This is a genomic window from Gammaproteobacteria bacterium (assembly GCA_034522055.1).
Lineage (GTDB): Bacteria > Pseudomonadota > Gammaproteobacteria > JAABTG01 > JAABTG01 > JAABTG01.
Genome location: JAXHLS010000006.1, coordinates 1184717 through 1202205, shown reverse-complemented (window position 1 = coordinate 1202205; position 17489 = coordinate 1184717). Strand labels below are relative to the sequence as shown.

Here is a 17489-nt window from a genome sequence, read left to right as displayed (position 1 = left end):
CTGGGGAGTATATGAATGGCAGACGTAGATAAACCGGAGGGCGAAGAGGGCACCGGCGCGGCCGCGGGCGATACCCCGGCGGGCGAGGCGGCCCCCGCGAAGACGGAATCCGCCGCCCCTGCAACCAAGGCCGCCGCCACCAGGAAGGCGGCGGTGAAAAAGAAGGCCGCCGCCAAGAAGAAGGCCGCTGCCAAGAAGGAGGCCGCACCGAAGAAAAAGGCCGTTGCCAAGAAGGCCGCGGTGAGTAAGAAGTCTGCCCCGGTAGCCAAGAAGGCCGCGCCGGCCAAGAAAGGTACCGCCACCACCCCCGCTCCCGCCAGGGAAGAGTCCACCACAACGGAACCCGCCAAGATGGAACCCACGAAGCCTGACAAGCCTGAGACCAAGCCGGAGCCCGAGCCTGCCGGAACGCCTGCGCCCGAGGTACAGGTCGCCACATCCAAACCCCGGGGTAAGCTATGGGCCGCGCTGGCCCTGTGGGGGCCGTTGCTCGTGATCTGGCTGCTGGTGATCGTCGCCTCCAGTCCCGATGCCTCTGAAGAGAGCATGGAGGGTGACGCCATGAGCGAGGACGGCATCTAGCCAGGCCGGAGCGGCGCTGACAACGGGAAACGGCTGGTGAACCGGGCCGTTTCCTCGCTATCCACGGGGGGGGTCTACGTTAACGTGAAAGTCGCGAAGCCCGCTCTCCCCCTCTCCCTCTGGGACAAATCCGTCGGGAACGGATTTGAACGCGCCCTGGCGCGGCCCGCAGGGCGAAGGGCAGGATGCCCGCAGTACAGGGATGGGGTGAGGGAACGAACATGGCGATACGTGCTCCTCTTTCATTACTTCGGGTGGCGCGTAGCGCCATGAGAGTTAACGTGAAAGTCGAGAGTTAGGGCGGCAGTACCTCGATCTTGAGCAGCAGGGTGTATTTTCCCAGCGTTCGGGCTCCGGCCCCGTAGTCGAACCCCTTGCGGGCCCGGGTCTCCTCCTGGTCCTCGCTTCCCACCACCAACCACTCTCCCACCCGGCCCGATACCACGGTATCGGCGTCGTGGCGGCGTACCAGCCCTCCCGCGCCTGCGGCCAGCCGCGTATCGATACTGCGTATCTCCACCAACACCCGATCACCATGGACCAGGGGCCGCACGTAAAAACCGCGGGCGACGTGGCGATAGCGGGTGTCCTCGGTGCTGATGGCGCCGCGGTGGGCCAGCCCGTAACGACGGCCATGGACTGGGATTTCCACGCCCGCGGAGATGAAGGCATCCCGGCCCTCGAGGGTGCGGATGCTCTGGACGCCGCGGTCCTCGGCCAAGCGGTCTGTGGCGTAGACCCGGCTTTCCATGCGCCGGCCGGCGCCGTCGTCGATGATGACGCGTCCGCCGCCGCTGGCGCGGGGGCCGCCGCCGGCAGAAACACGAGCGTCGCCGCGGGTCGCTTCGAGACGGGCTTCGGCGCCCCGGTCTTGGGTGCGCTCGAGGGTATCCCGTTTGATGCTTACCAGCAGGGACCTGGGTGGCCGGTCGATGGCCGCAAGGACGTCGCGCACCTCGGCCATGTTGTCCGGCGTGGTACGTACCACGAGACGGTTGCCCAGGCCGGTGACCGCGCCGGGCGGGGGTGTCAGAGGGGCGAGCATGGGCGCCACCTCGTCCACGGTGCGAAAGCCGAGGCTGAATACCTCCGTCGCCAGTCCCGCGCCGTGGGCGGGGTTGGCCAGGAGCAAGCCGGCGAGCAGACCCATGAGCCCCCTCAGGACTGTTCTCCAGGAAAAGGCGTCATGGCGGTTCAGGGTCGGGTGTTTCATGGCTAACATGAGAGTCAGATAGGCATACGTCGCAGTTCGGGGCTCGGAACCGCCGCTTCCCACATCTCCTCGAACAGGCGCTGCAGCCCCTTGGCCTGCAGGCGATCGTTGAAGTCCGCCGTGCCGTCGTAGCGCTCCGCCAACTCGCGATGGACATAGCCGGTGCCGTCCACCACGAGGAAGGCCTGATTGAAATCCCGGTGATGGCGGGCCGGCACGCGGATGGCGAAGAAGGTGGAGAGCTGCTGGGCCAGGGGGATGAGGCGATGGCCGCGACGCACCGCGGGCATGGGGTCGCGCACCAGGATGCGCACCTCCACCCGGCGGCGTTCCAGGACGAAGGCCTTGAGGGCCGCGAGGAAATCGGCGTCATCGTAGACGGCGGGGTCCAGGTCGCGGGTGACGATGTCCACGCCGAAGCGGGCCTGGGACACCAGGGCCGTGGCCACCCGGCATACCTCCTCGCTGGTGCCGACGCCGATGGTCCCGGCACTCTTACCGAGGACGTGATGGCCAATGTCGATAGTCATGGGTCGATGGTCATGGGGTGCGCCGTCCCTGCTGAGGTTCAAATTACATTATAGAATATATAGATACACAACCACCGCCTGCTCCTTTGGCACGGATGTAGGTCGGGATTCATCCCGACAATCAAACCCGCCGCGCATACCTCGCGCCGGGTCGGGACTACCTGCCAGGGGGGGCGGTGTCGGGCTGAAGCCCGATCTACAATTTGTTTTTCGTTGTGTTCGTGCCCTGTTCAATATCCCGTGGCCCCGGGGGCAAGATGAACGGCATTTCAAGCCCTCGGCCGAAGCCCGGGCGTGGAGGCGCGCCGCGGTCCCCGTCACGACCCTGCTTCCCGCCCTTGGCGGCGGGCGGCTTCCGGGGCGTTGCCGATGTAGCTGGCGGGGGTGAGCTCCAGCAGGCCCTGCTTGGCCTGCTCCGGGATGGGCAGGCCGCGGATGAAACCGTGGAGCGCGTCGCGGGTGATGGAGCGCCCGCGGGTCAGTTCCTTGAGACGCTCGTAGGGCCGATCCACGCCGTAGCGGCGCATAACCGTCTGCACCGGTTCCGCCAGCACCTCCCAGTTCTGGCTGAGATCGGCGGCGAGGCGCTCGGCGTTGATCTCCAGCTTGCCGAGGCCCCGCAGGGCCGACTGGTAGGCCAGCAGCGAGTGGCCAACGGCCACGCCGAGATTGCGCAGTACCGTGGAGTCCGACAGGTCCCGCTGCCAGCGGGAGACCGCCAGCTTGCCCGCCAAGTGCTCCAGCAGGGCGTTGGCCAGCCCCAGGTTGCCCTCGGCGTTCTCGAAATCGATGGGGTTGACCTTGTGGGGCATGGTGGAGGAGCCCACCTCGCCGGCCACCGTCTTCTGCTTGAAATAACCCAGGGAGATGTAGGACCAGGCGTCCCGGCACAGGTCCAGGAGCACGTTGTTGAAGCGCACCAGGACGTGGAACAGCTCGGCTACGAAGTCATGGGGCTCGATTTGGGTGGTGTAGGGGTTCCAGGCGAGGCCGAGGTTCGCGACGAAGCCCTCGGCGAGGGCGGGCCAGTCCACCTCCGGGTAGGTGACCAGGTGAGCGTTGTAGTTGCCCACGGCGCCGTTGATCTTGCCCATCACCGGCACCGCCGCCAGCTGGTCGCGCTGGCGTCCCAGGCGGTGGGCCACGTTGGCCAGCTCCTTGCCCATGGTGGTGGGGGTGGCGGGCTGGCCGTGGGTGCGGGACAGCATGGCCTGGTCCGCCAGCTCCCGCCCCATGGTGCCGGTGAGGTCCACCAGCTCGTCCATCAGGGGCAGCAGGGCCTGGGTCCGTGCCTCCCTGAGGATGAGGGCGTAGGCCAGGTTGTTGATGTCCTCGGAGGTGCAGGCGAAGTGGATGAACTCACTGGCGGCCGCCAGTTCCGTGTTGCCGGTGATCTTCTCCTTGAGAAAGTATTCCACCGCCTTGACGTCGTGGTTGGTGGTGCGCTCGATGTTCTTGACGCGCTGGGCATCCTCCTCGGAGAAGCGCGCCACGAGGCCATCCAGCACGTTGCGGGCATGGTCACTGAAGGGGACGACCTCGGTGATGCCGGGGTGGGCCGCCAAGGCCTTCAGCCACTCCACCTCCACCAGCACGCGATGGCGGATGAGGCCGAACTCGCTGAACAGGGGCCGCAGATCGGCGGTCTTGGCGCCGTAGCGGCCATCGATGGGGGATACGGCGGTGAGTGAGGACAGCTCCATGGGAACTCCCGGCTGAGGGTTGAACAGCGGGCCAGTCTAAATCAGGGCCCGTCCCGGTCCAAAGGGCGATGCGCAAAGGCGGCGGCCATGAGGGCCCGGGTGTAGTCGGCGCGGGGCTCATCGAACACCTGGCGGGTATCGCCGGCCTCTACCACCTCCCCCCGGCGCATGACGATGAGCTGGTGGGCCAGGGCCCGCACCACGGCCAGGTCGTGGCTGATGAACAGGTAGGCGATGCCGTGGCGGCGCTGGAGGGTGCGCAGGAGTTCGATGATCTGCTTCTGCACCGTACGGTCCAGGGCCGAGGTGGGTTCGTCCAGCACCACCAGCCGCGGCTTCAGCACCATGGCCCGGGCGATGGCGATGCGCTGGCGCTGGCCGCCGGAGAACTCGTGGGGGTAGCGGTGGCGGGCGGCGGGATCGAGGCCCACCTCCTCCAGGGCCTCCACGATGAGTTCCTCGCGCTCTACGGTGGTGGCGCCGAGGCCGTGCACCCGCAGCCCCTCCTCCACGATCTGGGCCACGGACATGCGCGGGCTGAGGCTGCCGAAGGGATCCTGGAAGACCACCTGCATCTCCCGGCGCAGGGGCCGCACCCGGCGGTTGGACCAGCCCTGGATGTCGCGGCCCCTGAACAGGATGGGGCCGCGACTGCTCTGGAGGCGCAGTAGGGCGAGGCCCAGGGTGGTCTTGCCGGAGCCGCTCTCCCCCACGATGCCCACGGTCTCGCCCCCGCGCACCGCCAGGGAGACGCCGTCCACCGCCCGAACGTGGTCCACGGTACGGCGCAGGAAGCCCTTCTGGATGGGGAACCACACCCGCAGCTCCTCGCACTGCATCACCGTCTCGGCCTTGATGGGTACGGGGCCGGGGGTCCCCTCCGGCTCGGCGTCCAGCAGCTTGCGGGTATAGGAGTGTTCGGGGCTGTGGAATACCCGCTCGAGGGTGCCCTGCTCGCACAGTTCGCCGTCCTGCATGACGCACACCCGGTGGGCCACCCGGCGCACGATGTTGAGGTCGTGGGTGATGAGCAGCACCGCCATGTCGAGACGGGCCTGGAGGTCGGCGAGGAGGTCGAGGATCTGGGACTGGATGGTGACATCCAGGGCGGTGGTGGGCTCGTCGGCAATGAGCAGGTCGGGCTCGTTGGCCAGCGCCATGGCGATCATGACCCGCTGGCGCTGACCGCCGGAGAGCTGATGGGGATAGGCACTCAGGCGCTCGCGGGCGTCGGGCAGGCCCACCAGATCAAGCAGCTCGCGGATGCGGTCCCGGGCCGCCGCCGGCCCCATGCCGCGATGGATCTTCAGGGTCTCGCCGATCTGTTTCTCGATGGTGTGCAGTGGGTTCAGGGAGGTCATGGGCTCCTGGAAGATCATCCCCACGCGGTCGCCACGGATGGCCCGCAGCCGCGGCTCGGGCGCCCCCACCACCTCGTCCCCCAGCAGCCGGATACTGCCCGCAGGGTGGCTCGCCAAGGGGTAGGGCAGGAGCTGGAGGATGGACAAGGCGGTGACGGACTTGCCGGAACCGCTCTCCCCCACCAGGGCCACGGTCTCGCCCCGATCCACGGTGAAGGACACCCTTTTCACCGCGTCGACCACCCCCTCACGGCTGGTAAACCGCACGGCCAGATCCTCGATCTCGAGTAAAGGCTTATTCATTTGGAAAGCGGTTGCTCTCGCCAAGGGCGCCAAGGGCGCCAAGATACTGCTTGTCTGGGGAATGTGGCTGGCTTGCAGAGGCCCTTGCGTGCGGACGACGCCTGTAGCCGTGGCCGACGCCGTGAAAAGCGGGTTCTCTCACGGAGGCACAGAGGCACAAAGAGATAAAAATCCTCATGAACTCAGTGCCTCTGTGCCTCTGTGAGAAAAATCTTCTTGGCGCCCTTGGCGATGAGATGGTCTCCTCCCTCTATAATCTGTTCGGCATCTGATGTGCCACGATGGAAACGTTAACAACCATCGAGATGAAGAAGGAGAAGACCATGTCTGAGATTACTACTGTGGGTCTGGATCTGGCAAAGAACGTGTTTCATGTCGTGTACCTGGATCGCCATGGGCGGGAGGTAAGCAAGAAAATGCTCCGCCGCAACCAAGTGCTTGGATGGTTTGCTAATCTGCCCCCCTGCCTGGTGGGTATGGAGGCTTGTGCCGGGTCCCACTACTGGGCCCGTGAGCTGCAGGCACTGGGGCACGAGGTGCGGCTGATCCCGGCCCAGCACGTCAAGGCCTATGTGCGGGGTCAGAAGAACGACTACAACGATGCCCGAGCGATTGCCGAAGCGCTCGGGCGCCCGGGGATGCGTTTTGTGCCGCCCAAGAGCCAGGCTCAGCAGGATATCCAGGCCCTGCACCGGCTGCGTTCAGGGGTGGTGGACGACCGTACGGCGTTGTGCAACCAGTTACGCGGGCTGCTGGCCGAGTACGGGATTGTGGTGCCCCAAGGCGTGGGGCGCCTGCGCCGTCGCATCCCGGAGTTGCTCGAGGATGGCGAGAATGGGCTCAACGCCCTGTTCCGGCAGCTGCTGGAGCGTGGCTATCAGCAGTTGTGTGAACTCGATGGGCATATCAAGTACTACAGTGGACTGATCAAGCAGGGTGCGCGCGAGCGTGAGGCCGAGCGGCGTCTGTGCACGATCCCGGGGTTTGGGCCGGTGGTGGCAGGTGCGTTTTATGCCACCGTGGGTGATGGTCGAGGCTATCGCCGGGGGCGCGATGTCTCGGCCGCGTTGGGGATGGTGCCACGCCAGCACTCCAGCGGTGGCAAGGCGGTGCTGCTGGGGATCACCAAGCGCGGCGACAGGTATCTGCGCAGCCTGCTGGTGCATGGGGCCCGCTCGGTGGTGCGCCGGGCCCCCGGCAAAGAGGACCGCCTGAGCCGCTGGGTGCAGCGCCTGGTGGCCGAGCGGGGCGTGAACAAAGCCACGGTGGCGCTGGCCAACAAGCTGGCGCGCATTGGTTGGGCGGTGTTGCGCCACAACACGGTCTATCAGCCCGCCTGAGGCTAGGGCAAGCGTAGAGCACATCGAAGATGATTTTTGGAGGTTAATCCTGCCGACGATTGCGACGGCTATGTGAGCGAAGATGACAAACAGGTCAGACCGGCGTATCGAAAACCTGACCAAGCCGCGGGCCCTCTTCAGAGGCCGCCTTAGCGATAAGGACGATACGCGCGAACTTCATCGAGGCCAGAAGGCAGCCATGCCTTCATCAACAGGCCGGATATACGACCGCAATCCTGTCCCTGTCAGAACCGACCACAGAGCCTTGCAAAACGGGAGGAGACCATATACGTCTTGGCGAGAGTATCCAACGGCGTTCTGGCAGGATTCATCATCTCAGTTGAAGGTCTTGCGGGGGTCGAAGGCGTCGCGGGCCGCCTCGCCGATGAAGATGAGCAGGGACAGCATCACCGCCAGCACCATGAAGGCGGTGATGCCGAGCCACGGGGCCTGGAGGTTGGCCTTGCCCTGGGCCAGCAGTTCTCCCAGGGAGGCGGAGCCGGGGGGCAGGCCGAAGCCGAGGAAATCCAGGGAGGTGAGGGTGGTGATGGAGCCGTTCAATATGAAGGGCAGGAAGGTGAGGGTGGCCACCATGGCATTGGGCAGGGTGTGGCGGAAGATGATCACCAGGTCCGTCACCCCCAGGGCCCGGGCCGCGCGGATGTAGTCGAAATTGCGCGCCCGCAGGAACTCCGCCCGCACCACTCCCACCAGGGACATCCACGAGAACAGCAGCATCAGCAGCAGCAGCCACCAGAAGTTGGGCTCCACCACGCTGGCCAGGATGATGAGCAGGTAAAGCACCGGCAGCCCCGACCAGATCTCGATGATGCGCTGGAAGAAGAGATCGATGCGCCCGCCGAAGTAGCCCTGCACCGCACCGGCCACCACGCCGATGACGGAGCTGGCCAGGGTGAGGGTGAGACCGAACAGCACCGAGATGCGGAAGCCGTAGATGAGGCGCGCGGTGACGTCCCGGCCCTGGTCGTCGGTGCCCAGCCAGTTCTCCGCCGATGGCGGGGCCGGGGCGGGCACGGGCAGGTCGTAGTTGATGGTGTCGTAGCTGTAGGGCACCGGCGGCCACACCATCCAGCCGTCGGCCGCGATGAGCTCCCGGACATAGGGGTCGCGGTAGGCCGCCTCGGTCTCGAAGTCGCCGCCGAAGGTAGTCTCCGGGTAGGCCTTGAATATCGGAAAGTACCAGTCGCCCTGGAAGCTCACCACCAGGGGTTTGTCGTTGGCCACCAACTCGGCCCCCAGGCTCAGGACGAACAGCACCAGGAAGATCCACAGGGACCACCAGCCCCGGCGGTTGGCGCGGAAATTGGCGAAGCGGCGCCGGTTCAGGGGGCTCATCAGTTCTCCCGGCTCTCGAAGTCGATGCGGGGGTCGATGGCCACGTACATGAGGTCGCCCGCGAGGTTCAGCACCAGCCCCAGCAGGGTAAAAAAGAACAGGGTGCCGAACATGACGGGATAGTCGCGGTTGATGGCCGCCTCGAAGCCCAGCAGCCCCAGGCCGTCGAGGGAGAAGATCACCTCGATGAGCAGGGCCCCGGTGAACAGGATCCCCACGAAGGCGCTGGGGAAGCCGGCCACCACGATGAGCATGGCGTTGCGGAACACGTGGCCGTAGAGCACCCGGTTCTCGGTGAGACCCTTGGCGCGGGCGGTCATGACGTACTGCTTGTTGATCTCGTCCAGGAAGGAGTTCTTGGTGAGCATGGTGAGGCCGGCGAAGCCGCCGATGACCATGGCCGTCACCGGCAGGGTGATGTGCCAGAAGTAGTCGGCGATGCGGGCCGGCCAGGACAGCTCCTCCCAGTTCTCCGAGACGAGGCCGCGCAGGGGAAACCAGTCCAGGAAGCTGCCGCCGGCGAACAGCACCACCAGCAGCAGGGCGAACATGAAGCCGGGGATGGCGTAGCCCACGATGACCACGGCGCTGGTCCACATGTCGAAGCGGCTGCCATCGCGCACCGCCTTGGCGATCCCCAACGGTATGGAGATGACATAGACCAGCAGGGTGGTCCACAGCCCCAGGGAGATGGACACCGGCAGCTTGTCGATCACCAGGTCCACCACACTGCGGTCCTGGTAGAAGCTGTCACCGAACTCGAAGCGCAGGTACTGGCCCATCATCTGGAAGAAGCGCTCGTGGGCCGGCTTGTCGAAGCCGTAGAGGCGCTCGATGTCCGCCAGCAACTCGGGATCGATGCCCTTGGTGCCGGTGTAGTCCCGGCCGCCGCCGGCCGCCGCCATGCCGGCATCGCCCGCGGCACTGCCCCCCATGCGCGCCGTGGCCGCCACGCCGTGCCCCTTGAGTTCGGCCACCAGACGCTCGACGGGGCCGCCGGGCGCGGCCTGTACGATGACGTAGTTGAGCACCATGATGCCGAACAGGGTGGGCACCATCAGCAGCAGACGGCGGAGGATGTACGCGCTCATGAGCGGGACTCTAGGGCAGGGGTTCCTCGCCGTAGGCCACGTTGGCGTCCGCCGACGCATAGGCGGGCAGGGGGGTGCCGGCCCGCAGGTCCTCCACCAGGTTCGGGTTCAGCAGCATGGACTTGGCAAACAACACCACATCGGCATCGGCCAGGGCGGCCTCGGCGCTGGCGCGGTCGTGGATCTTGCCACCGATGAACAGGGGCTTGTCCGTGACCTCCCGGGTCAGGCCGGCCATGGTCTTGCCGCTGTCCCAGGCCGGCAGGGCGTGGTCGTAGGTGGACACCGACAGCACGTCCAGGGGTTCGGCATTCAGCAGGGTGATGAGATCCCGCCATTCGGCCGCGCCGGCGAACAGGGACACATCCATGTCCGCCACTCCCCAGTTGGAGATGCGAAAGGCGAGCAGGCGGTCGTTGGGTACCACGTCATGGACCGCGCGGATGATCTCCCGGGCGAAGCGGAAACGCTGCTCCAGGGGGCCGCCATAGTGGTCGTCCCGTTGATTGGCATAGGAAGAGAGGAACTGGCTGATGAGATAGCCGTGGGCGCCGTGGATCTCGATGCCGTCGAAGCCGGCCGCCACGGCGCCGCGGGCGGTCTGGACGAAGCCGTCGATGACGTGCTCGATGTCGAACAGGGACATGGCGTCAGGCTGGGGATAGGGCCGGCCCGTGAGGGGGTTGTCGTCCCGCGGCGCGAGGCGGCTCGGGGCGATGACCCGGCCCGCCGGATTGACTTCCTCCCAGGCCATGCGGCCGCAGTGGAACATCTGCATGACGGCCAGGGCCCCGGCCTCCTGGATGGCGGCCACCACCGGTTTCCAGGCGTCGATCTGGCGCTGGGTCACCAGCCGCGCCTGGCGGGGATAGCCCTGGGCGCTCTCGTAGTCCGTGACGATGGCCTCGGTATAGACCACGGCGGCGCCGTTCCTGGCACGCCGCACCAGGAACTCCAGCACGTCGTCCCGGGGCACGCTGTCCCGTATCGATGAGGTGCGGGTCATGGGGGCCACGCCGATGCGGTTCCTGAGGGTATGTCCCTTGATCTGGAAGGCCGAGAACAGCCTGTCGTCACTCATGCATGAATTCTCCGTGTTATGGATGGTCGGCCGCCGCCCGCCCCGGGGCGCCGGGTCTTCAGTCGGTGGCGGCGCCGGTCTTTGGCGTCGTTGACGGATCGATCCACCAGGTGTTGAATCCGAGGTCGTACTTGGGAGAGACCGCCGGGCGCGCGAACTTGTTCCAATAGGCCACCCGGAAATGGGTGATGTGCCAGTGGGGGATGACGTAGTGGCTCCACAGCAGCACCCGGTCGAGGGCGCGGGTGCGGGCCACCAGGCTGGCGCGATCCGGGGCGGCGATGATCTGATCGACGAGGTGGTCCACCACCGGGTCCTCGATGCCGATGATGTTGCGGCTGCCCGGGATGTCGGCCTGCTCCGAGCCCCAGAAGTCCCGTTGCTCGTTGCCCGGCGACAGGGACTGGCGGAAGGAGGCCACCACCATGTCGAAATCGAAGTGGTCCAGGCGGTTCTGGTACTGGGTGGCATCCACGGTACGTACCCGGGCGTCGATACCGAGGCGTTTGAGGTTGCGGGCGAAGGGCAGGGTGACGCGTTCGAACAGTGGCTGCACCAGCAGCACCTCGAACGCCATGGGCTCGCCCGTGGCGGTGTGGGTCAGCCTGCCGTCCTGTACCGTCCACCCGGCCTCCCTGAGCAGGCCCACGGCCTTGCGCAGGTTGTCGCGCAGGCGCCCGCTGCCGTCGGTGCGGGGCGGCTCGTAGGGGCCCTCGAAGACCTCCGCCGGTACCTGGTCGCGGTGGGGCTCCAGCAGGGCCAGCTCGGCGGGAGAGGGCATGCCGCGGGAGGCCAGCTCGGAGTTGGAGTAGTAGCTGCGGGTGCGGGTATAGGCGCCGTTGAAGAGGTTCTGATTGGTCCACTCGAAGTCGAAGGCGTAGCCCAGGGCCTGGCGCACCCGGGGATCGGCGAACATGGCCCGGCGGGTGTTGAAGGCGTAGGCCTGCATGCCCTGGGGCTGCTGGTGGGGGATCTCCTCCTTGATCACGCGGCCGTCCCGCACCGCCGGGAAGTCGTAGCCCGTGGCCCAGTCCTTGGCGGTGTTCTCCTGGCGGAAGTCGTAGGCGCCGGCCTTGAAGGCCTGCAGCGCCACCGTGGTGTCCCGGTAGTAGTCGTAGCGCAGGGTGTCGAAGTTGTACTGGCCGCGGTTCACCGGCAGATCGGCGCCCCAGTAGTCGGGAACCCGTTCGTAGGTGACCGAGCGCCCCTGCTCGAAGTCCTTGATGCGGTAGGGGCCGCTGCCCAGCGGGGGCTCCAGGGTGGTCTTGGAGAAGTCCCGGTCGGACCAGTAGTGGGCGGGAAGCACCGGCAGCTGGCCCACGATGAGGGGCAGCTCGCGATTGTCGCCCCCGGAGAAGGTGAACCTGACGCGGTGGGTATCCAGGGCCTCGCCCCCGTCCACGTTCTTGTAATAGCTGCGATAGAAGGGGTGGCCGTCTTTCTTGAGGGCATCCAGGGAGAACACCACGTCCTTCGCCGTGATGGGCGTCCCATCGTGGAAACGGGCCTCCTCCCGCAGGTTGAAGATGGCCCAGGAGCGGTCCTCGGGGACCTCCACGGACTCGGCGATGAGGCCGTACTGGGAGAAGGCCTCGTCGTCGGAGCCCACCATCAGGGTCTCGAACAGCAGACCGATGCCGCTGGGGGTCATGCCCTTGAGCACGAAGGGGTGGAAGCTGTCGTAGGTGCCGATAGCGGCCTGCTTCACGTCCCCGCCCTTGGGGGCGTCGGGATTGGCGTATTCGAAGTGAGCGAAATCCGGGCCGTACTTGAGGTCGCCGTGCATGGCGATGCCATGGGCAGGCGCCGCCGCCTGGAGAGGGGGCGCCAGCACCGCCAGGGCCAGCAGGAGGGCGTTGCAAAGGAAGCACGAACGCATAGAGGACTCCGCCACGGTTGAGTAAGCCGCCATGGTTACTGCGCCGCGTGCGGTGAGTCAAACACTCGGGCCCACGGTGCTCACGACCCCTCGCAGCCGTGCCCCCGCATCGGGCTCGACAGCCGGGGCGGTGCGACCCCGGGCCGCACCAGCGCGGTGCGCCATGCCCTTGCCTTGGGCGCGGAGATCGGGCAGATTGCCCCGATGCGGGGCGTGCGTGGACGTCGCTTCCCGCGGGGCACGGGGATGTGTGCCCGGCAAACCACTGCGGCGGGCATCCGGCGTGGATGGCAACTATCATAAAAGTCGGGAGCCACGGGTTATCCGACCGTATTGACCATACCAGAGAGAACAGTGCTAAGGATCCTATTGGTTGACGACCATGACTTGGTCCGTACCGGCTTTCGCCGTATCGTCGATGACCAGCCGGACATGGAGGTGGTGGGGGAGTGCGCCAGCGGCGAGGCGGCTCTCGAGATCATTCGCAACAGGGATGTCGACCTCGTGCTGCTGGACATGAACATGCCGGGCATGGGGGGTATCGAGACGGTGCGGCGCATCATCGGCCAGGATGAGGGCATCAAGATTATCGGCGTCAGCGTCCACGTGGATGGCGCCTATCCCCAGCGGGTCATCGAACTGGGGGGGCATGGCTACCTCAGCAAGGGATGCACGGAACGGGAGTTCCTCACCGCCATCCGCACCGTGCGCGACGGCAGCAAGTACATCGGCCAGGCGGCGGCCCAGAACATCGCCCTGAACTCCCTGAGCGACAACACCGATCCCATGACCGAGCTGTCCCACCGCGAACTCTCCGTGGTGCGCCTGCTGGCCAAGGGCAAGAGCACCAACGAGATCGCCAACAGCCTGCACGTGAGCATCAAGACGGTGAGCACCTACCGCAGCCGCATCCACAGTAAGCTCGGCATCCGCAACGACGTCGAACTGGCCCACCTCGCCATGCGCCATGGCATCGTCGAGCGTGGCGAGCTGGAGTAGGGGGCAGGCCATCCACCGCGACGGGTTCCGCGCCGACTGCGCCCTGTGTCCGCGTCTCGCCACCTTCCTGGCGGCGGTGCGCGAGCGTGAGCCCGCCTATCATGCCGCCCCCGTGCCCCCCTTCGGCGACCCGGAGGCGCGCCTGCTCGTGGTGGGGCTGGCCCCGGGCATGCACGGGGCCAACCGCACCGGCCGCCCCTTTACCGGCGATTACGCTGGCGAGCTGCTCTACAGCACCCTCCATGCCTTCGGCTATGGCTCCCGCCCCGTCTCCGAGCACGCCGCCGACGGCCTGCGCCTGACGGACTGCCGCATCACCAACGCGGTCAAGTGCGTGCCACCCCAGAACAAGCCCACCACCGCCGAGGTCGATACCTGCAACGCCTATCTCGCGGCCGAGTTGGCCCGGCTGCCGGCCGGCGCCGTGGTCATCGCCCTGGGGCTGGTGGCCCACCGCGCCGTGCTCAGGGCCGAGGGGCAACGGCTGTCCGCCTTTGCCTTCGGCCACGGCAGTGAGCACGCCCTCAGTCGCGACCGCTGGCTGATTGATTCCTACCACTGCAGCCGCTACAACACCAATACGCGCCGGCTGACGCCGGAGATGTTCCACGCCGTGTTTCGCGCCGCCGGGCGCCGGCTCGGCGGCTGATCCAGGCGCTATCGCGCCGCCCCGTGCCATGAGCCGAACCGACCAAGACTTCGACGCCGAGTCCTTCCTGCGCAGCCTGCCCGGGCGCCCCGGCGTGTATCGCATGACCGACGCCGAGGACCGCCCCCTGTACGTGGGCAAGGCCCGCGATCTCAAGAAGCGCGTGGCCAGCTATTTCCGCGACCCGGGGCAGTTGCCGCCCAAGGTGCGCACCATGATGCGCCACATGGCGCGGGTGGACATCACCACCACCCACACCGAGGGCGAGGCGTTACTGCTGGAGAGCAACCTCATCAAGGAGTTGGCGCCGCGCTACAACATCCTGCTGCGGGACGACAAGAGCTACCCCTACATACACGTCACCAGCCACCAGGAGTACCCGCGCCTGGCCTTTCACCGCGGCGGGCGCCGCAAGAAGGGCCTGTTCTTCGGTCCCTATCCCAGCGCCGGCGCGGTGCGCCAGACCCTCAACCTGCTGCAGAAGCTGTTCCTGGTGCGCCAATGCGAGGACAGTTTCTTCAGCAACCGCAGCCGGCCCTGCCTGCAATACCAGATCAAGCGCTGCACCGGCCCCTGCGTCGGCCTCGTGGAGCCCGAGCGCTACGCCGAGGACGTGCGCCACGCCGTGATGTTCCTCGAGGGCCGCAGCGGTGCCGTCATCGACGACCTGGCGCGGCGCATGGAAGAGGCCGCCCAGGCCCTCGAGTTCGAACAGGCGGCCCGCTACCGCGACCAGATCGCCAGCCTGCGCAAGGTCATGGAGCGCCAGTACGTGGACACCGCCGGCGGCGACCTGGACGTGGTGGCGGCGGCGGTGCGGGAGGGCACCGCCTGCGTCCAGGTGTTCACCATCCGTGGCGGCCAGAATCTGGGCAATCGCGCCTATTTCCCCGTCCAGGTCCAGGACGAGCCCGCCGCCGCGGTGCTGGAGGCCTTCCTGCCCCAGTACTATCTCCACAACCGCGCCGACCGCACCATCCCCCGGGAAATCCTCCTGAGCGAAGACATCGGGGACGTGGCGGCCCTCGAGGAGCTGCTGTCGGCCCAGGCCGGTCACCGCGTGCTCCTCAAGTCCCGGGTGCGCACCGACCGCTCGCGCTGGCTGGACATGGCCCGGGAGAACGCCGTGGTGGCCCTCGGCCAGCGTCTCGCCCGGTCCGACCAGGTGGGCGGCCGGCTGGCGGCCCTGGCCCAGGTACTGAGCCTGCCCGACGTGCCCCAGCGCATCGAGTGTTTCGACATCAGCCATACCGGCGGCGAACTCACCGTGGCCTCCTGCGTGGTGTTCGGCCCCGAGGGGCCGGAGAAGGCCCACTACCGCCATTTCAACATCCAGGACATCACCCCCGGCGACGACTACGGCGCCATGCGCCAGGCCCTGGAGCGGCGTTACGGGCGCGTCAAGCGGGAGGAGGGCCGGCTGCCCGACGTGCTGCTTATCGACGGCGGCAAGGGCCAGGTGAGCAGCGCTGCCACCATCATCGAGGAACTACAGCTGGTGGGGGTGCTGCTGGTGGGCGTGGCCAAGGGCCCCGAGCGCCGCCCCGGCATGGAGACCCTCGTGTTGCCCGGGGGGAAGGCGCCTCTTATACTGCGTGCCGACTCCCCGGCACTGCATCTGATCCAACACATCAGGGACGAGGCCCACCGCTTTGCCATCACCGGCCACCGCGGGCGCCGGGGCAAGGCACGCAACACCTCCTCCCTGGAAGGGCTGCCCGGGGTTGGGGCCAAGCGCCGCCAGCGCCTGCTGCAACAGTTCGGCGGACTCCAGGGCATCGCCCGGGCGGGCGTGGAAGATCTCGCCCGGGTCCCCGGTATCAGCAAGCAACTGGCCCGCACCATCTACGATGCCTTTCACAGCCAAGGATGAACATACCCAACTCCCTCACCCTGCTGCGCATCCTGCTGATCCCGGTGTTCGTGCTGGTGTTCTACCTGCCCTTCGGCTGGGCCAACGAGGCCGCCACCGCCATTTTCGCCCTGGCCGCGGGGACCGACTGGCTGGACGGCTACCTGGCCCGCCAGCTCAACCAGACCTCCGCCTTCGGCGCCTTCCTCGACCCGGTGGCGGACAAGCTCATGGTGGCCGTGGCCCTGGTGCTGCTGGTGCAGGCCGACCCCCGCATCTGGCTTGCGATCCCCGCGGCCGTCATCATCGGCCGCGAGATCACCATCTCGGCCCTGCGGGAATGGATGGCTGAGATCGGCAAGAGCACAACCGTCAAGGTGGCCTACATCGGCAAGATCAAGACCACCGCCCAGATGGCCGCCATCATCCTCATGCTCTACGCCGATCCCCTCCTCGGCCTGCCCATCACCCTCATCGGCCATGTACTGCTCTACGTCGCCGCCGTCCTCACCCTGTGGTCCATGGTGGCCTACCTCAAGGCCGCCTGGCCGAGCCTGTGGCCGAAGCCCGGCGGCTAAAACGGTGTCGGGAACCTTTTCCATCACGAGGCTGGCGCCACCTGTGTGTTGGGGGGTAAAGGTTCCTGACACCGGTTTCCGGCCTGACACCCTTTTTCGGGCCCTGGTGCTGACTTGACAACCATTCGAGTGGTGGCAATAATCCGCGCTCTTTCCGAGCGGGAATAGCTCAGCTGGTAGAGCACAACCTTGCCAAGGTTGGGGTCGCGAGTTCGAATCTCGTTTCCCGCTCCAATTCATTCTCTTCCCCGGCAGCAGTAACAGCGCTGCCGGTAGTCCCCAGGCTGGGTGGCAGAGTGGTTATGCAGCGGCCTGCAAAGCCGTGGACGCCGGTTCGATTCCGACCCCAGCCTCCATTTTTCCCTCCTGCAGTGTCCAGAGTTGTCCGCCGCGGTAAATGATGGACATTCTGTCCAACTGGCGTCCGATAGAGTCCAGCTCCATCCATTGACATTCTGGGGGCAACCTTTGCTCAGCACCTGGATGAACGGCGGCTCATGATACAAGCTTGAGCCAATTTCCTGGACGGGCTACCACTTCCACCCCCTCAAGGGGACCAGGAAGGGCACTTACGCCGTATCCGTCTCGGGCAACTGGCGCTTCACCTTCCGCTTCGAGGGGGAGGACGCCACCGACGTTGACCTGGAGGATTACCACTGATGACCAAGTCCCTGCGTGACCCCAACCGCAGGCCGGCCCACCCGGGCGCCATCCTGCGGGAGGACGTGCTGCCGGGCCTGGAGATGACCCAGACCGAGTTCGCCCAGCGTTTCGAGGTATTGCGCCTGACCGTCTCCCAGTTCCTCCACGAGAAGCGGGCCCTGTCGCCGGAGATGGCGGTTCGCATCGGCCTTTTCACCCGCACCACCCCAGAATCCTGGCTGCGCATGCAAGGGCCCCCGACCTGTGGGAGATCCAGCGGGACCCCGATCGCCTAGCGGGCATCGTCCCCCTGGAGAGTCGCGCCAGCTG

The 17489-nt window shown here is 66.7% G+C and carries 16 protein-coding genes and 2 tRNA genes; 10 read left to right on the top strand and 8 right to left on the bottom strand.

Features of this window, described 5'->3' with window-relative positions:
- The first annotated feature begins 15 nt into the window (after window positions 1–15).
- Window positions 16–582 (top strand): hypothetical protein, encoded by a 567-nt coding sequence (locus U5S82_24315; GenBank protein MDZ7754688.1) that lies wholly within the window; start codon window positions 16–18, stop codon window positions 580–582.
- Between the two features lie 295 nt (window positions 583–877).
- Here U5S82_24315 and U5S82_24310 read toward each other — a convergent pair whose 3' ends face one another.
- From U5S82_24310 to U5S82_24295, 4 genes are all read right to left on the bottom strand, one after another.
- Entirely contained in the window at window positions 878–1732 is an 855-nt protein-coding gene (locus U5S82_24310; GenBank protein MDZ7754687.1) for a hypothetical protein, read from the bottom strand.
- 77 nt (window positions 1733–1809) lie between these two features.
- Window positions 1810–2325 carry a hypothetical protein gene (locus tag U5S82_24305; GenBank protein ID MDZ7754686.1) on the bottom strand — a complete coding sequence of 172 codons (516 nt, stop codon included), beginning with the start codon at window positions 2323–2325 and terminating at the stop codon, window positions 1810–1812.
- A gap of 317 nt (window positions 2326–2642) precedes the next feature.
- Window positions 2643–4028: an adenylosuccinate lyase gene (purB, locus tag U5S82_24300; protein MDZ7754685.1), complete on the bottom strand. Its 1386-nt coding sequence runs from the start codon at window positions 4026–4028 to the stop codon at window positions 2643–2645.
- A gap of 41 nt (window positions 4029–4069) precedes the next feature.
- Window positions 4070–5692, bottom strand: a complete 1623-nt coding sequence (locus tag U5S82_24295; protein MDZ7754684.1) for an ABC transporter ATP-binding protein — start codon at window positions 5690–5692, stop codon at window positions 4070–4072.
- A gap of 323 nt (window positions 5693–6015) precedes the next feature.
- Here U5S82_24295 and U5S82_24290 point away from each other — a divergent pair, with 323 nt between their 5' ends.
- Complete coding sequence (locus U5S82_24290) at window positions 6016–7032, top strand: IS110 family transposase (protein MDZ7754683.1); 1017 nt, start codon at window positions 6016–6018, stop codon at window positions 7030–7032.
- A gap of 336 nt (window positions 7033–7368) precedes the next feature.
- Here the strand turns inward: U5S82_24290 and U5S82_24285 are convergent, their stop codons facing one another.
- Genes U5S82_24285 through U5S82_24270 form a run of 4 tightly spaced genes read right to left on the bottom strand, consistent with a single transcriptional unit; the run spans window position 7369 to window position 12439 of the window.
- On the bottom strand, window positions 7369–8388 hold the full coding sequence (locus U5S82_24285) for an ABC transporter permease (protein ID MDZ7754682.1): 1020 nt from the start codon (window positions 8386–8388) through the stop codon (window positions 7369–7371).
- Complete coding sequence (locus tag U5S82_24280; protein ID MDZ7754681.1) at window positions 8388–9479, bottom strand: microcin C ABC transporter permease YejB; 1092 nt, start codon at window positions 9477–9479, stop codon at window positions 8388–8390. The genes U5S82_24285 and U5S82_24280 overlap by 1 nt, the downstream gene beginning before the upstream one ends.
- A gap of 10 nt (window positions 9480–9489) precedes the next feature.
- Window positions 9490–10560, bottom strand: a complete 1071-nt coding sequence (locus U5S82_24275) for an NADH-dependent flavin oxidoreductase (protein ID MDZ7754680.1) — start codon at window positions 10558–10560, stop codon at window positions 9490–9492.
- Window positions 10561–10618: 58 nt separating this feature from the next.
- On the bottom strand, window positions 10619–12439 hold the full coding sequence (locus tag U5S82_24270) for an extracellular solute-binding protein (protein MDZ7754679.1): 1821 nt from the start codon (window positions 12437–12439) through the stop codon (window positions 10619–10621).
- 369 nt (window positions 12440–12808) lie between these two features.
- On the opposite strand from U5S82_24270, the gene U5S82_24265 reads away from it, so the two are divergent.
- The 8 genes from U5S82_24265 to U5S82_24230 all read left to right on the top strand — a co-directional run bounded on the left by U5S82_24265 (window position 12809) and on the right by U5S82_24230 (window position 17455).
- Entirely contained in the window at window positions 12809–13438 is a 630-nt protein-coding gene (locus U5S82_24265) for a response regulator (protein MDZ7754678.1), read from the top strand.
- On the top strand, window positions 13407–14087 hold the full coding sequence (locus tag U5S82_24260; GenBank protein ID MDZ7754677.1) for a uracil-DNA glycosylase: 681 nt from the start codon (window positions 13407–13409) through the stop codon (window positions 14085–14087). Before U5S82_24265 ends, U5S82_24260 begins: the two co-directional genes overlap by 32 nt.
- A gap of 28 nt (window positions 14088–14115) precedes the next feature.
- Window positions 14116–15960: an excinuclease ABC subunit UvrC gene (gene uvrC, locus U5S82_24255; protein MDZ7754676.1), complete on the top strand. Its 1845-nt coding sequence runs from the start codon at window positions 14116–14118 to the stop codon at window positions 15958–15960.
- Window positions 15957–16517, top strand: coding sequence for a CDP-diacylglycerol--glycerol-3-phosphate 3-phosphatidyltransferase (gene pgsA / locus U5S82_24250; GenBank protein MDZ7754675.1), 561 nt, complete (start codon window positions 15957–15959; stop codon window positions 16515–16517). Before uvrC ends, pgsA begins: the two co-directional genes overlap by 4 nt.
- Window positions 16518–16675: 158 nt before the next feature.
- Window positions 16676–16751, top strand: a tRNA-Gly gene (locus U5S82_24245).
- A gap of 48 nt (window positions 16752–16799) precedes the next feature.
- Window positions 16800–16873 (top strand) — tRNA-Cys (locus U5S82_24240).
- 160 nt (window positions 16874–17033) lie between these two features.
- Window positions 17034–17177, top strand: coding sequence for a type II toxin-antitoxin system RelE/ParE family toxin (locus tag U5S82_24235; GenBank protein MDZ7754674.1), 144 nt, complete (start codon window positions 17034–17036; stop codon window positions 17175–17177).
- The gene (locus U5S82_24230; GenBank protein MDZ7754673.1) at window positions 17177–17455 is read left to right on the top strand and encodes a HigA family addiction module antitoxin; all 279 of its coding nucleotides are present in this window, start codon (window positions 17177–17179) and stop codon (window positions 17453–17455) included. Before U5S82_24235 ends, U5S82_24230 begins: the two co-directional genes overlap by 1 nt.
- Window positions 17456–17489: the final 34 nt, after the last annotated feature.

Excerpts from the sequence above, each read along its gene's own strand:
- U5S82_24315 (MDZ7754688.1), top strand. The coding sequence starts at position 16 with ATGGCAGACGTAGATAAACCGGAGGGCGAAGAGGGCACCGGCGCGGCC.
- U5S82_24310 (MDZ7754687.1), bottom strand. The coding sequence starts at position 1,732 with ATGGGTCTGCTCGCCGGCTTGCTCCTGGCCAACCCCGCCCACGGCGCG.
- U5S82_24305 (MDZ7754686.1), bottom strand. The coding sequence starts at position 2,325 with ATGACTATCGACATTGGCCATCACGTCCTCGGTAAGAGTGCCGGGACC.
- purB (MDZ7754685.1), bottom strand. The coding sequence starts at position 4,028 with ATGGAGCTGTCCTCACTCACCGCCGTATCCCCCATCGATGGCCGCTAC.
- U5S82_24295 (MDZ7754684.1), bottom strand. The coding sequence starts at position 5,692 with ATGAATAAGCCTTTACTCGAGATCGAGGATCTGGCCGTGCGGTTTACC.
- U5S82_24290 (MDZ7754683.1), top strand. The coding sequence starts at position 6,016 with ATGTCTGAGATTACTACTGTGGGTCTGGATCTGGCAAAGAACGTGTTT.
- U5S82_24285 (MDZ7754682.1), bottom strand. The coding sequence starts at position 8,388 with ATGAGCCCCCTGAACCGGCGCCGCTTCGCCAATTTCCGCGCCAACCGC.
- U5S82_24280 (MDZ7754681.1), bottom strand. The coding sequence starts at position 9,479 with ATGAGCGCGTACATCCTCCGCCGTCTGCTGCTGATGGTGCCCACCCTG.
- U5S82_24275 (MDZ7754680.1), bottom strand. The coding sequence starts at position 10,560 with ATGAGTGACGACAGGCTGTTCTCGGCCTTCCAGATCAAGGGACATACC.
- U5S82_24270 (MDZ7754679.1), bottom strand. The coding sequence starts at position 12,439 with ATGCGTTCGTGCTTCCTTTGCAACGCCCTCCTGCTGGCCCTGGCGGTG.
- U5S82_24260 (MDZ7754677.1), top strand. The coding sequence starts at position 13,407 with ATGGCATCGTCGAGCGTGGCGAGCTGGAGTAGGGGGCAGGCCATCCAC.
- uvrC (MDZ7754676.1), top strand. The coding sequence starts at position 14,116 with ATGAGCCGAACCGACCAAGACTTCGACGCCGAGTCCTTCCTGCGCAGC.
- pgsA (MDZ7754675.1), top strand. The coding sequence starts at position 15,957 with ATGAACATACCCAACTCCCTCACCCTGCTGCGCATCCTGCTGATCCCG.
- U5S82_24230 (MDZ7754673.1), top strand. The coding sequence starts at position 17,177 with ATGACCAAGTCCCTGCGTGACCCCAACCGCAGGCCGGCCCACCCGGGC.